The sequence below is a fragment of the Amphibacillus xylanus NBRC 15112 genome, assembly GCF_000307165.1.
In the GTDB taxonomy this organism is placed as follows: Bacteria; Bacillota; Bacilli; order Bacillales; family Amphibacillaceae; genus Amphibacillus; species Amphibacillus xylanus.
In genome coordinates, this window is the sequence record NC_018704.1 from 1189681 (window position 1) to 1202676 (window position 12996).

Sequence of the window (12996 nt, forward strand, 5' to 3'; positions counted from 1 at the left end):
CTATGAATAGGTGAGAATGCTATTATTTTTACTCGTTTTGTTTTGCGATAATATCAACAACTTCTTCAATTGTCATATTCCGACTAAGTTCAAATTCACCAATCTGAATATTATTTCCATAGTTGTTGTTGATCAAATAATTGGCTAATTCATTTCTACTATCTATAATATTTGCTGCAATTAAATAATCTGATACTTGAGTAATTGTCATTCCAGGCTCAATAATTAATGTAAAAGAGGAGTCATCATTAGATTCGTCTGATTCATTATTTGCAGCTAAGTTATCCTCAGTAGCACCTTCATCAACCGTTATATCTTCATCCACACTCACATCTTGTTTATCATCTGTTAGATCAGAATCAATGTTAGTTGGTTCCGTTTCATAGATGAAATACCCGGATTCTTCAAGTGTTTTTATCATTTCTGACTCAGTCATCGTAATAGGTTCAACAATTACTTCTACTTCTTCCTGATAAAAGAACTGAACATAAATCCCCATGATAAGTGAAGCAGTTATTAATCCTAGTGCGTAAGTTCTTAAAAAGTGTTTCATCAATATCCCTCTTATCTTCAGTCATTCCAAAGTTATTGTTTAAATAATCATCCTAAATTTAAAGTTGTTTGATTAAAGCTTCAATATCATATTCACTGATTTGAGTAGCTTGGCTTATTTGTTGAATATTATAGCCTTGTCGATAGAGTGCTTCGACATGTTTTTCTACTGAAGATTTTAATCCCGTTTGATTAGAAAAATCAAATTGAGTCGGTAATAATTCCTCTTCTAAAACTTTTAGCTTTTTCTTCATTTGATAGGAATCTTGTAAGCTAGACAGTGATATTTGCTCGATTTGATTTTCTATATTTTTAAATCGATCATTTACAAAAAATGAAATCACAAATAGAACTATACCGATAATAAGTAAACTAATAATAGGAAATAACATTTACAAACCTCCATTTCTTCTCTTATATTTATATCATATATTCTCAAATTGGAAAATGATTTAGTAGAAGATCATATAGGATTGACGATATTTAAAAAAATTAACTGATTAAATATAGTATGAGTAAAATTATTGTGGGCGCAAAAATATATTAACCCCTTCACTAAGTGAAGGGGCCAGCAAGCGATAGCGCGGTAGGAAACAAAGCAAAAGTCATGAAAAAAGGGACACTCCTTGGTAAAATGATAGTCTACTAAAACACCATTACCGAAAGGAGAATCCCTCATGGAAAAGAATATCATAAAATACCCAAATTTAAAACAAATTGAGCAATTGGTTTGGAGACAATTACAAGAAACCTTTGGTTTCGTTATGAAACAGGTCTTGGAGGATATGGACCAACAGATTGCCGATGAACGTGATAAAAAGCGCTATCGTCTTATTGATAAAAGAAAGTTTAATATAGCTAGTCTCTTTGGTGAGATTGAATTATATCGCAATTATTACCTTGACCGATCAACTGGGGAATATGTCTATCTTCTTGATCGTTATCTAGAGTTTGAGGAGGCCGGTTCTTTTAGTCCATTGATTGAGGAAGCTGCCATTGAGCTAGCTGTTAAGGGTCGCTCCTATCGAAATGCAGCTAATACATTACAAACTCTATTAGGTTACCGGGTTATCAGTCATGAGGCAATTCGTCAACACCTATTAGAGGTTACGTGTAAACCTAAAAAGCGTGAACCTATACTCCAACCCGTCTTATTTGTAGAAGTAGATGGTTTATTTGTAAAACGCCAAGGTAAATGGAAAAAGGGAAAAGAAGAGAAAATAGCAGCTGTCCATCAAGGATGGGAAGTCAATGGAAAACGGGTTAGCCTTAAGAACAAACGTCATTTTATTCACAAAGGAAAGCAACCCTTTTGGGAGGCTTTTGAGGACTTTCTAATTGAAAACTTCGAATATGACCCGACTTTTCACAAGCTGGTTATAAATGGAGATGGTGCCAACTGGATTACATCCTGTCGTGAGTATTTTAAAGGTCGTGTATTCTTTTCTCTTGATCGCTTTCATGTGGCACGAGAGGTTAAGAGTATATTCAGCAAGCATCCTCGTTATCGGTCCATTCGTAAAGCCCTTGCGGCATACAAATACAAAACGTTCTTAACAGAGCTTAACAGTGCCGTAGGAACGCTTGAGGATGAGGAGAAGGAGGAACGACTTGTGTCGTTTATCCGCCAATTAGAAAAATATCCAGAAGCATTGGGAGATTATAGAATATGGTTAAAAGAACAGGGAATTGATACAACTGGTATGCGTCCAATGGGAAGCGCAGAGGGAACCATGAGTGTGTTTGCCAAAAGACTAAAAAATGGCCGTAGTTGGTCGGATAAAGGTGTAAGTGCCATGGGCACTGCATTAGTGGCCTTCTTGGATAATTTGTCCCTAAAGACTTTATTCGGGCGAATAGATAAATGGACAGAAATCGAGCTGGAAAAGAAACCACCAAGACATTATAAAGAAAAGGTTAAAAGAACCATTGGTCAGGTTACCAGAGACAATCTTATGTACCTAAAAGGAAAGGCAAATATTCCGATATACAACGTGTTAAAGGAGTTATCTGGTTTTTAAAAAAGGCAAAAACTTTATCAAGGGGTCACCTTAAAATGATGAATCCGCTTTCATTATTAACGTAGAAAAATTGCCTACAAATACTTGACTCAAACTTAAATATAGTTCCACTTGTCAATTGACAATATTTTTGATAATATTATTAAGTCTGAATATGACTTTTATTTATTGATAGTTGAAAAGTTTGGAGGGATGAACATGAGAGAAAATATTACATTAGCTTGTACTGAAACGGGTGACCGTAACTATATTACGACTAAAAACAAACGTAATAATCCAGATCGAATTGAATTAATGAAGTATAGCCCACGCTTGAAGAGACACACACTTCATAGAGAAACTAAATAATTTATTCTTTGAACGTAAGACATAACTTAACTCTTATCGGAAGTGATAAGAGTTTTTTGTTTTTAACGATTGGAGTGATTATGATGGTACACTCAAAGAAGGTACTTCGAGAAAAAATGTTGTCTAGATTAAAAAACTTGTCAAAATCTAAACGAGAAGAGATCAACACTGATTTGCATAAGCAATTATTCATTCAATCAGATTGGCAACAAGCTAAAACAATTGGAATAACGATTTCACTTAATCATGAATGGGATACATGGCCTATAATCGAAAAAGCTTGGCAAGAAAAGAAGAATGTTGTTGTGCCAAAATGTAATCCAATCGACAGATCAATGACATTTCATCAAATAAGCTCAAAGGACGATCTTGAGGTCCAATATTATCATTTGATGGAACCGATTGAATCAAAAACAAAAAAAGTATCAGCTGATCAAATTGATTTACTAATCGTTCCTGGTGTTGTTTTCGATCATAATCATTATCGAATAGGACACGGCGGAGGTTATTATGATCGTTATTTAAGTAAAGTCGACTTACAAACAATTAGCCTTGTTTGGCAAGGGCAATTAGTTGATAAGATCGAAATCAATCAATATGATCAGCCAGTCTCGAAATTAATTGTTTCGACTGTTAATTGATTATTCACTCATATTAATTTTTTGCATAAGTTGTTCAGGATCGCCTTTATGATCATAAAACAGAATTAATAAATGATCACCATCTTTGGCTAATAGTATAAGTGGCATAATTTCATTTTGTGTCTGTTGTTGAGATGCTGGTAAAATGTAGTTTTTATATAAACCTTCCCAAATTTGAGCGATCACTCGTTTTGAGTCATCCAAATTTAATCCAGGAAGCGGTTCATCCTGAAAACGATATAAATCAATGAATGGAATAGCGTAATAACTGTCCTGGTCAATTTGATAATGGTTTATCAAATCTAACCAATTTTTGTTGAGATCTTGATTGATTTTATCATCAATGTTTGATGCGATTGTTTGATCTTTTAATGATTTTGGATAGTGGAAAAATTGTAGTGGATCTTGTTTTATTACATAAAGTTGGTCAGTCGTCATTTGATAATTACTTGTTATTGATTGTGACGGTTGATGTAATTCTAGATAATGATAACTGATTGCTTGATAAAGACTATCTGGCTCTGCATTTAATTCAGTCATTTGTGATAATGGATCGTTAGATTGGCTCCATTTAGATTGAATCCCAATTAGGCGACCATTTTCGTAAAGTAGCCCGACATTTTGATCAAGATATGAATCTTGTTGATGTTGAGATTGAATTTTCCATTGGAGCTTTGGAATTTGATTGTCTTGATCAATTAGATTTAGTGTAGTTGATACATTTGAAAATTCTGCCTCGGTATTTAGAGGAAAGTATTTGATTGTCGCAACTGTTAATTGACTTAATTGATAGTAAATCACAATCAATAAAAATAATGATAAGATGATAACTTTATATTTCTTCATAAATTCACCCCAGTTCTATAATTAAGGAAGAGCTAGTCTATTTATTAATTATAGTTATGACGCAGAAGCTATATTTAGTCATTTAACATTGAGAGTGTATAAATATCACTCTCAACAAACAATACTGTAAATTCACAGTATTCGTTTCAATTATGGGTAAGTATGGTATAATTATAAAGATGTACGAATAAAAAACTTACAAATTAACTCTGAAATGTTATCTTTAGTTCGTTATTGAGTTTAAAATGATAATGGTGATAAAAGGGGGCATTTTTAATGCGAAATATTTTACTTGGTGTTGATATTGGTGGCACAACTATAAAAATGGGGATTACTAATGTAGACGGACAGATGATTGATAAATGGGAAATTCCCACACAAATAAATGATAAAGCTGATCAAATTCCAAATGATATTTGGAATTCAATTAAAGAGAAATTATCAGTACATCAAATAACAGAGGATCAACTAATAGGTATTGGAGCAGGAGCACCTGGCTTTGTTATTGCTGACACAGGAGTCATTGCGGAAGCTGTTAACTTAGGGTGGAAGAATTTCCCGCTAGGAGAGAGATTAAATCAATTATCAGGTTTACCAGTTTATGTTGAGAATGATGCAAATATCGCAGCATTAGGTGAAAACTGGTTAGGAGCTGGTGATTTATCAGATGATTTAATCATGATTACTCTAGGAACAGGTGTTGGTGGTGGTATTATCACTAATGGTAAGATTATCAGTGGAACAAATGGAACTGCTGGTGAAATCGGCCACATGACGATGGTACATGATGGTCATTTGTGTAATTGTGGTAGAACAGGTTGTCTAGAAACAATTGCATCTGCAACGGGTATCAGTAGATTAGCTGAAGAAAAAGTGAATCGATATCAAGATTCAATCCTTTATTCAACATATCAAAAGAAAAATAAGTTATCTGCAAAAGATGTATTTAAAGCATATGAGAAAAATGATCCATGTGCTAAAGAGGTAGTTAGCTACGTGCTTGATGTTTTAGGTCTAGCAATTTCTAATATGACAACAGTTTTAAATCCTGAAAAAATATTAATTGGTGGTGGTGTTTCTAAAGCTGGAGATGTACTTCTAAATCCACTTAAAGCATCATATCAAAAATATGCATTACCGAGAATTCATCAGGGAAGTACAATAGAAATTGCCCGTTTAGGTAATGACGCTGGTATTATTGGCGGTGCTTATTTAGTCAAGCAGCATTCACTATAGAAATAATATGATAGAAGTTATGAAACTTTTTGATTTTTAAATCGTCTAGTAATGTAGTAGACTAATTTTATTTTTTTGTGTGTCTAAATATAGTCTTACTTTGTATACAAAGAGATGAATGTGTTTTATTTCAAGGGGGCTTCTTATCATGTTTAAGAACAATAAAAAAGTGGACTTATATATTTTAGCTAGCATATTATTTGGTGCTAAAACGTATATGGTCTACCGATTCTTTTTCACTATAAATTTAGAAAACTTCATGCAAGAATTGATTTTGTTAATCAATCCTTTTGTGACTGCTTTTCTTGTATTTGGTTTAAGTGTATGGCTTAAAGAATCGAAACAATTAAGATTTATTCGCTACGCTAATTTAATTGGAACCCTAATATTGTATTGTAATCTACTATACTATCGAAACTTTGGCGATTTTATTACATTACCAGTTCTATTTCAAGGCAGTAACGCCGGTGATCTTGGAGCAAGTACGTTTGCTTCATTAAGGTTACAGGATTTACTTATTTTTATTGATCTAGTTCTTATCTGGAGATTGACTAGAAAAAATCGAACTGATTTGACTGTGTCATTTGTTAGTAAAAAGAAAAAACTCGTATTAAGTATTTCGATATTAATGTTATTAGGTAATTATATCTTAGCGGAAATTGAACGACCTCAGCTGTTACAGCGTGGGTTTGATCGTGAATATTTAGTGAAAAATATTGGTTTGTTTAATTTCCACATTTATGATATTTTCCAACAGTCACACTCACAGGCTCAACGCGTGTTTGCTGATGGTAACCAATTATACGATATAGTGACATATGTTAAGGAAAATACAACAGATCAAGAAAAAAATGAGTACTTTGGCATTGCAGAAGGTAAGAATGTCATTGTTATTTCGCTAGAATCAGTGCAAAGCTTCGTCATTAACAATACGTTATATGGTGAAGAAATTACGCCATTCTTAAATCAGTTAGTTGAAGAAAGCTTTTACTTTGAAAATTTCTATCACCAAACTGAACAAGGTAAAACATCAGACCATGAGTTTATTATAGAAAACTCATTATATCCATTACCAAGTGGGGCAGCATATTTCACGCACAGTAGTAACACGTACATGGCTACACCAGAGATATTAGGTAATGAAGGCTATACTTCAGCTGTCTTCCACGCTAATACTGGTAGCTTTTGGAATAGAAATAATATGTATGCAACAATAGGTATCGATCATTTTTATGATATTGAAGCGTATGAAGTTAATGATTTAAATAGTGTTGGTTGGGGCTTAAAAGACAAGGAATTTTTTGAGCAGTCTATGAAATATCTGTTGAATTTACCAGAACCATATTACACGAGATTTATTACGTTAACGAATCACCATCCATTTGAATTGGATGAAGAAGACGCAACAATTGGTCAATATCATTCTAATTCACGAACATTAAATCGATATTTTCAAACTGTTCGCTACTTAGATGAATCTGTTGAACAGTTCTTTAATCAACTTAAAGAATCTGGTATTTATGAAGACTCTATCATTATTCTTTTGGGTGATCACTATGGTATTAGTGATTTCCACAATCGTTCAATGGCCATGTATTTAGATAAGGATGAGATTACGCCTTATGATCATATCCAATTGCAACGAGTTCCATTATTTATTCATATTCCTGGACTTGAAGGAGAGACAATTTCCGATATTGCAGGTCAAATTGATATTAAGCCGACATTACTTTATTTGTTAGGCATTGATGATTCAAATGATTTAAGTTTCGGAACGAGTCTTTTTGCACCAAATCGTAAAGAATTTGTTGCATTAAGAGATGGTAGCTTTATTACAGATGAATTAATTTTCACGAAAGACATATATTATAACCGCTTGACCGGTGAAGAAATTCTAAATCTAAATGAAGCATTAGATGATGAATCAGAGTTGATCATTCCAGATGAATTAGTTAAACTTAATGAACAAGTTGAATTAGAATTAACTTATTCAGATCAAATTATCTATGGTGATTTATTCAGATTTTATAATTTTGAAAAATAACAACTTAAGCTCCTTACATTGTAAGGAGCTTTAATTATTGGAGGTATATTAATGGAATTTCACCAACTAAGTTTAGGACAACTTCAAACTAATTGTTATATTGTCGCACACAACAATCGCGCTTTAATTTTTGACCCCGGCGAAGAAGCTGACCGTGTGATACATTTTTTAACTCAGCATAATTACACGCCAATTGCTATATTATTGACGCATGGTCATTTTGATCATATTGGTGCTGTTGATCAGTTAAGAGATTACTATCAAATCCCTGTCTCCATACATCAATTAGAGGCTAATTGGTTGTCAGATCCGCATTTAAATAGTTCAAGTATCTTTCCATTAGGAGATGTTATTATTAAACCAGCTGATCAAACAATTGAACTGGGTGAGACAGAAATTGAAGATTTCAAGTTTAATGTGATCCACACACCAGGCCATTCACCTGGTGGAGTAAGCTTTATCTTTGATTCAGAAGCTACGATTATTTCAGGTGATTGCCTATTTCAATCTGGTATCGGTAGAACCGATTTAGTTGGAGGTAATCAAGCAGATCTATATGATTCAATTATGAAATTATATCAATTGCCTGATCATTATCGGGTCTTATCAGGTCATGGTCCATCGACTACAATTGGATATGAAACGCAGACTAATCCTTTTATTAGAGCTTAGCTTGTACTAGAGGATACTGAGATCTAACTTGCATTTAATAACTTTTAGGATATGAGCAATGTTCTAATCTTAATGCTGTTATATCTCAGTATCTTTTTGTTCATTTGGAATAGATAATTGGTATACTTTTGTTTTTCGATACTGATCTCCTCTATACGCTGTAATTGTCATATTAACTTGTTCTTCACTTTTTCGAGTAAACAGGACGCTTGATTCACCATTTGGAAATTGAAAGTGTAATGTTTGACTAAAATCGATCTCATCCCATTGACTCATCACTGTTTGATATGTTTGTTGGTGAATCATATTAAGTTGAAGCGCTTCTATTTCTAAATTAGATAGTGATTGCTCATTCGCTAATTGATTGATCATTGTGAAGGTAAGTAGCAATGTAATGAGCGAAAGATAGAAAAGATAGATAAACATACTACCATTTTCATTTTTGTACAAATATAGTAATTGTTTTTTCATAAACTTCTCCTGAGTTCATTGTAATCATTACTTCAACATAATCATCTGAATAATAAACTAAGAACTGTTTAACATCTCTAAGTAAAATTTCATGTCCGGTACGATTGACTTGGCGCCTAATTAAGTCTTGATATTTAGAGATAACAATTTGTTCATTTGCTAAGTTACTCAAAACTAGTTTGTCATGAGCTTGTTCAGCTAAGCGATTAGTTTGAATTTCATCTGTAATAGCATGGAAAAATTGTTGTACAGAATAACGTTCTGTTTGTGGTTGATGATTTAAATTTGTCCATACAGTAGGAGAAATCACCAAAATTAAGCTTATAACTGTGAGGGCGATTAGTAATTCAACAATCGTAAACGCATCAGTCTGATTTAGGGTAGTAATAGACATAAATTTGTTCTGTTCGTTCCTTTGCATTTACCCATACACCTCGTCCAACTATTAAGTCATCATCTAAGTAAAAACTAAAATTGGCTGTTGTTGATCTGATTTGTTTTGTTTTTGTAATTGGTAACTGTTCTTGATTAAGTGATTGAATGTCATTATAAAGATAATGGTAGACATCGGTACGATCAGTTAATACGATTAGTTCTGTTTTTATGTGTATAATAATCGGCACACAAATGCTAATTAATAGTGTAGTTAAGGCAAGACAGACAATCATTTCAAGCAATACATATCCAGACTCATTGGTTTTTAACATAGTAACTTCTTCCTTTTCCGAATGGGAAATAGATAAAATAAATTTCATCTTTAGTTTCAACTTTTATCGTTCCGGGTTGTCTAATTTGGCCTGTATGTGCAAATGAAAGTGGATTACCTAATGTGAGGACAGAGACCTTCCAATTAGGTGGAAGGTCTCTATGAATAATCGCTGGCCTAACAGGACTTGGTTTAATTTGATAATAATTATTTTCTGGATAAAATTGCAATACGTATCGCGTTGATGTATTCATCGTATGCTTTTGCAAATATAGAATATCTAATTCAAATTGCTCGTACCATAATGTGAATGAATAATCGGTTGCTTTTTGAGCGTTGTAATAACCAATAACCAAAATAAGTTGTAACACGAATAATGCGATGAGAAGTTCTACTAATGTAAAACCGGATTTATTATTCTTCATTTTCTACTATTGCAATCTTTGTTGGATCGCCATCGACATAGATTAATTTTTTTTGGCCATTGGCTACTTCATCAGTGGATAGATATCCTTCATTAACTAATTGCTTAATTGAACTAGGGTGTCTACCGTGATCAATATAGTATACTTGGGTTTGATTTTCTGCCATTTGTATGAGTGCTTGTTCTCCTTTATTTTGGATATCGTGATTTTGTGCAGCTAAATTTGGGACAACAAGAACTAATAATAAAGTAATAACTGAAAGGACGATAAGCATTTCAATTAGTGTGAATCCATCTTGTTTTTTAAACATCATATCAGCTCCTAGATAGTTTGTATAAGTTGTAACATTGGTAATAAAATTGATAAATAAATGAGAATAACACTTATGCCAATTAAGAGTAAGATACTTGGTTGAATAATTTTGATAAGTTTTAGAATCCTTATTTGAATTTGTTCGAGTATTAGGGATGCGTATGTTGATAGATCACGTTTGATTGTTAGGGAATTTGCATGATTTTCAAATATACTAATAAGTTGTTGGTCAAAGAAATCTCTGTCTTTGATGGCGATAGGTAGGCTTTTTCCTTGACTAACATCGATTAATAGTTCTGAGCAAATATAGCTGATAAATGTCTCGTGATTATGATCGACCATTAACAATAGACAATCTTTAAAAGATAAATTGGCACCTAAAAGTGAACTAAGATGAATTGCAAATGTTAAGCTATTAAGTTTTTTAGCAATCCATGAAGATAAGCGGAATGATTGGATTAATTTAAGCTTGTGCTTAATGGTTAGTCTATATTTTAAGATCATAAAACTTATGAGTATGATGACAGAGAAGGATAGTATTAGTTTCAAACCGGAAAAAATCAATTTAACTAGGTTAATTGATATCATTAACAATGATGATGGTTGTGCTTGTGTTGCATATAGTTGAAGGAATGCTGGATAAACATATAGATCGATGAAAAACAAAATAATAAAAAAACTGATCAATAAGATGAGAGGATAGCGGATAGCTTGTTTAAATTTATTCATGAGGTTTATTTGAATGTTAATTAATTGTACACTTCTTTTTATAGCATCAGTTAAGTTACCGTGTTGTAATGCGAAATAAATAAATGACACGATCTGACGATCAAAATTAAGTTGAGCTAAAATCTGATCAAAAGATTGTCCATACTCAAGTCTGTTCATGATGATGGTAATAGTAGAACCCCAGTTATTCTGCCATTTTAATAAGTTTAAAGCGTCTAAGATGGAGTAGCCTTGTTCTAATAGCTCCGCTAATTTTTCTAACAATAATGTCTGATCATGAATCGATAATCGTCGTTTCTTCATCTTCAAGAATTGAACAATTTGAATAACCATAAGTAACTGCCTTTCTTTTTAATTGAGCAAAAGTAGGGAAGTAAATTTTTGAGCGATCAAAAGTCTGTAAATAAGTAGTGATTAATTGATTATCTAATAATTCTAAAATGACCCCACGTCTTTCAATGCTTTGATCCTTCATGATTGGAATGAGTTCTAGCGATGCAATAGTGAGTAAATTTTGTTCAATATCAATAGGTTTAATCCCCATTTCAATTAAACGATGAATTGTACCAAGTGCGTTTTTTGCATGGAGAGTAGTTAGGACCAAATGACCTGTATATGCAGCATGGAAAACAAATTTAGCTGTATCCTGATCACGTATTTCACCGACCATTAAAATATCTGGATCATGTCTTAGAGCGGACTTTAAACCTGTTTGGTATGTCATACCGCTTTTTTCATTAACCTGAACTTGATGTACGTTGTGTAATTCTTTTTCAATTGGATCTTCAAGTGTAATGATTTGATAATCTTGACTTGTTAATAAATCCTCCAATAAAGCGTACAGTAGGGTTGTTTTGCCGGATCCTGTTGGACCAGTCAATAGTATGACACCATTTCGTTTAGCAATGGATTTTCGTAATTGATTTACTTGATAGGGGAAAATTAATAGGTCAAATAATTTTAACGCAGCTTGTTTTGGAAGGATGCGTATGGCAAGGCTTTCACTTTTGTTTGTGGGTAATGTTGAGAGACGTAAGTTCAGCTTTTCTGAATCAATCTGAAGTGTAATTGCTCCATCTTGTGGTTTTCTTATTTCACCAATATCCATACCAGCTGAGAATTTAAAATAATTTAGAATTAATGTATAGTTATCTGCATGAATAGCGTGATAATATTGCCGATTACCATGAATTCTAAAGAAAACATTTGTCTTATCACTGCCAGGGTAGAAATGGATATCAGTTGCTTCTTTAGATACAGCCGTTTTTAATAATTTCTCAATATAAGCAATAGCTGAAAATATTTTGATCACCTCACTCTCATTAGTAATATAACTTGAAATTTGTAACGGATCAACTGAAGCTGTAATGCTCATTTTTACAAAATGAAGGCAAAAATATTCGGAATTATGAGTATTGAATGATTTTTCTTATAAACTCGTTATAATATATACAAGAAAAAATATTTTAAAGTGGGGGATATTGATGGAGAGTATTTATTTAGTTGGTTTTATGGGAAGCGGTAAATCTACAATAGGTAAACAATTAGCTAAAAAGTTAAATTTATTGTACATAGACATGGACGAACAAATTGAGCAGACTACAAAAAAACAAATCAAAACTATTTTTGCTGAAGAGGGCGAACAAGCATTTCGAGATATTGAACATAAAATCTTAACGGAAACACCAAAACAGGGATATGTTGTTTCAACTGGTGGGGGAATTATTGAGAGGAAAGAGAATAGACAATGGCTCTTAAATAAGCAGGTCGTTTATCTAAATACGAGCTGGGACACAATTAAAAATCGGTTAGCCCATGATCAAAGCCGGCCAATTTGGCAAGATCAATCAAAAGATAAGCAATTATTAATGCAAAGTAGAGATCCGAAATATAGAGAAATCGCAAAAATAATTGTAAATACCGACCAACGCTCAATTGATCAAATAGTCGCTGAAATTAACTTGCATTTGCATAAATGATGATAAAGTCGGTA

At 32.8% G+C, this 12996-nt stretch carries 17 protein-coding genes; 7 read left to right on the top strand and 10 right to left on the bottom strand.

The annotated features are described in order from the left end of the window. Nucleotides 1–28: 28 nt before the first annotated feature. A complete protein-coding gene (locus AXY_RS05875; protein ID WP_015009873.1) occupies nt 29–553 on the bottom strand; it encodes a DUF806 family protein in 525 nt (174 codons plus the stop codon). Between the two features lie 58 nt (nt 554–611). Further along, nucleotides 612–944 (bottom strand): hypothetical protein, encoded by a 333-nt coding sequence (locus AXY_RS05880; protein WP_015009874.1) that lies wholly within the window; start codon nt 942–944, stop codon nt 612–614. A gap of 285 nt (nt 945–1229) precedes the next feature. Here AXY_RS05880 and AXY_RS05885 point away from each other — a divergent pair, with 285 nt between their 5' ends. From AXY_RS05885 to AXY_RS05895, 3 genes are all read left to right on the top strand, one after another. Further along, a complete protein-coding gene (locus tag AXY_RS05885) occupies nt 1230–2573 on the top strand; it encodes an ISLre2 family transposase (RefSeq protein WP_015009875.1) in 1344 nt (447 codons plus the stop codon). Nucleotides 2574–2771: 198 nt separating this feature from the next. After that, a complete protein-coding gene (rpmG, locus tag AXY_RS05890) occupies nt 2772–2921 on the top strand; it encodes a 50S ribosomal protein L33 (protein WP_015009876.1) in 150 nt (49 codons plus the stop codon). Nucleotides 2922–3004: 83 nt separating this feature from the next. After that, nucleotides 3005–3562 (top strand): 5-formyltetrahydrofolate cyclo-ligase, encoded by a 558-nt coding sequence (locus tag AXY_RS05895; protein ID WP_041450118.1) that lies wholly within the window; start codon nt 3005–3007, stop codon nt 3560–3562. Here AXY_RS05895 and AXY_RS05900 read toward each other — a convergent pair whose 3' ends face one another. Then, complete coding sequence (locus AXY_RS05900) at nt 3563–4408, bottom strand: hypothetical protein (RefSeq protein ID WP_015009878.1); 846 nt, start codon at nt 4406–4408, stop codon at nt 3563–3565. Between the two features lie 276 nt (nt 4409–4684). Here AXY_RS05900 and AXY_RS05905 point away from each other — a divergent pair, with 276 nt between their 5' ends. The 3 genes from AXY_RS05905 (at nt 4685) to AXY_RS05915 (ending at nt 8360) form a co-directional block, all read left to right on the top strand. Then, nucleotides 4685–5644, top strand: coding sequence for an ROK family glucokinase (locus AXY_RS05905; RefSeq protein ID WP_015009879.1), 960 nt, complete (start codon nt 4685–4687; stop codon nt 5642–5644). Nucleotides 5645–5792: 148 nt separating this feature from the next. Next, nucleotides 5793–7688, top strand: coding sequence for an LTA synthase family protein (locus AXY_RS05910; protein ID WP_015009880.1), 1896 nt, complete (start codon nt 5793–5795; stop codon nt 7686–7688). A 51-nt stretch (nt 7689–7739) separates the two neighbouring features. Continuing rightward, a complete protein-coding gene (locus AXY_RS05915; protein WP_015009881.1) occupies nt 7740–8360 on the top strand; it encodes an MBL fold metallo-hydrolase in 621 nt (206 codons plus the stop codon). A gap of 78 nt (nt 8361–8438) precedes the next feature. Here AXY_RS05915 and AXY_RS05920 read toward each other — a convergent pair whose 3' ends face one another. Genes AXY_RS05920 through comGA form a run of 7 tightly spaced genes read right to left on the bottom strand, consistent with a single transcriptional unit; the run spans nt 8439 to nt 12378 of the window. Beyond that, nucleotides 8439–8831: a hypothetical protein gene (locus tag AXY_RS05920; RefSeq protein ID WP_041450119.1), complete on the bottom strand. Its 393-nt coding sequence runs from the start codon at nt 8829–8831 to the stop codon at nt 8439–8441. Continuing rightward, the gene (locus AXY_RS05925) at nt 8797–9252 is read right to left on the bottom strand and encodes a competence type IV pilus minor pilin ComGF (RefSeq protein ID WP_081585436.1); all 456 of its coding nucleotides are present in this window, start codon (nt 9250–9252) and stop codon (nt 8797–8799) included. Before AXY_RS05925 ends, AXY_RS05920 begins: the two co-directional genes overlap by 35 nt. Then, nucleotides 9197–9538 (bottom strand): hypothetical protein, encoded by a 342-nt coding sequence (locus AXY_RS05930; RefSeq protein ID WP_015009884.1) that lies wholly within the window; start codon nt 9536–9538, stop codon nt 9197–9199. Before AXY_RS05930 ends, AXY_RS05925 begins: the two co-directional genes overlap by 56 nt. Beyond that, entirely contained in the window at nt 9522–9962 is a 441-nt protein-coding gene (gene comGD / locus AXY_RS05935; RefSeq protein ID WP_015009885.1) for a competence type IV pilus minor pilin ComGD, read from the bottom strand. Before comGD ends, AXY_RS05930 begins: the two co-directional genes overlap by 17 nt. After that, nucleotides 9952–10272, bottom strand: coding sequence for a competence type IV pilus major pilin ComGC (comGC, locus tag AXY_RS05940; protein ID WP_155835474.1), 321 nt, complete (start codon nt 10270–10272; stop codon nt 9952–9954). The genes comGD and comGC overlap by 11 nt, the downstream gene beginning before the upstream one ends. 11 nt (nt 10273–10283) lie before the next feature. Next, a complete protein-coding gene (locus tag AXY_RS05945; RefSeq protein ID WP_015009887.1) occupies nt 10284–11306 on the bottom strand; it encodes a type II secretion system F family protein in 1023 nt (340 codons plus the stop codon). Next, nucleotides 11278–12378, bottom strand: a complete 1101-nt coding sequence (comGA, locus tag AXY_RS05950; RefSeq protein WP_015009888.1) for a competence type IV pilus ATPase ComGA — start codon at nt 12376–12378, stop codon at nt 11278–11280. The genes AXY_RS05945 and comGA overlap by 29 nt, the downstream gene beginning before the upstream one ends. A 109-nt stretch (nt 12379–12487) precedes the next feature. Between comGA and AXY_RS05955 the strand changes: the two genes are divergently transcribed. Beyond that, the gene (locus tag AXY_RS05955) at nt 12488–12982 is read left to right on the top strand and encodes a shikimate kinase (RefSeq protein WP_015009889.1); all 495 of its coding nucleotides are present in this window, start codon (nt 12488–12490) and stop codon (nt 12980–12982) included. Nucleotides 12983–12996: the final 14 nt, after the last annotated feature.

Excerpts from the sequence above, each read along its gene's own strand:
- AXY_RS05875 (WP_015009873.1), bottom strand. The coding sequence starts at position 553 with ATGAAACACTTTTTAAGAACTTACGCACTAGGATTAATAACTGCTTCA.
- AXY_RS05880 (WP_015009874.1), bottom strand. The coding sequence starts at position 944 with ATGTTATTTCCTATTATTAGTTTACTTATTATCGGTATAGTTCTATTT.
- AXY_RS05885 (WP_015009875.1), top strand. The coding sequence starts at position 1,230 with ATGGAAAAGAATATCATAAAATACCCAAATTTAAAACAAATTGAGCAA.
- rpmG (WP_015009876.1), top strand. The coding sequence starts at position 2,772 with ATGAGAGAAAATATTACATTAGCTTGTACTGAAACGGGTGACCGTAAC.
- AXY_RS05895 (WP_041450118.1), top strand. The coding sequence starts at position 3,005 with ATGGTACACTCAAAGAAGGTACTTCGAGAAAAAATGTTGTCTAGATTA.
- AXY_RS05900 (WP_015009878.1), bottom strand. The coding sequence starts at position 4,408 with ATGAAGAAATATAAAGTTATCATCTTATCATTATTTTTATTGATTGTG.
- AXY_RS05905 (WP_015009879.1), top strand. The coding sequence starts at position 4,685 with ATGCGAAATATTTTACTTGGTGTTGATATTGGTGGCACAACTATAAAA.
- AXY_RS05910 (WP_015009880.1), top strand. The coding sequence starts at position 5,793 with ATGTTTAAGAACAATAAAAAAGTGGACTTATATATTTTAGCTAGCATA.
- AXY_RS05915 (WP_015009881.1), top strand. The coding sequence starts at position 7,740 with ATGGAATTTCACCAACTAAGTTTAGGACAACTTCAAACTAATTGTTAT.
- AXY_RS05920 (WP_041450119.1), bottom strand. The coding sequence starts at position 8,831 with ATGAAAAAACAATTACTATATTTGTACAAAAATGAAAATGGTAGTATG.
- AXY_RS05925 (WP_081585436.1), bottom strand. The coding sequence starts at position 9,252 with ATGCAAAGGAACGAACAGAACAAATTTATGTCTATTACTACCCTAAAT.
- AXY_RS05930 (WP_015009884.1), bottom strand. The coding sequence starts at position 9,538 with ATGTTAAAAACCAATGAGTCTGGATATGTATTGCTTGAAATGATTGTC.
- comGD (WP_015009885.1), bottom strand. The coding sequence starts at position 9,962 with ATGAAGAATAATAAATCCGGTTTTACATTAGTAGAACTTCTCATCGCA.
- comGC (WP_155835474.1), bottom strand. The coding sequence starts at position 10,272 with ATGTTTAAAAAACAAGATGGATTCACACTAATTGAAATGCTTATCGTC.
- AXY_RS05945 (WP_015009887.1), bottom strand. The coding sequence starts at position 11,306 with ATGAAGAAACGACGATTATCGATTCATGATCAGACATTATTGTTAGAA.
- comGA (WP_015009888.1), bottom strand. The coding sequence starts at position 12,378 with ATGAGCATTACAGCTTCAGTTGATCCGTTACAAATTTCAAGTTATATT.
- AXY_RS05955 (WP_015009889.1), top strand. The coding sequence starts at position 12,488 with ATGGAGAGTATTTATTTAGTTGGTTTTATGGGAAGCGGTAAATCTACA.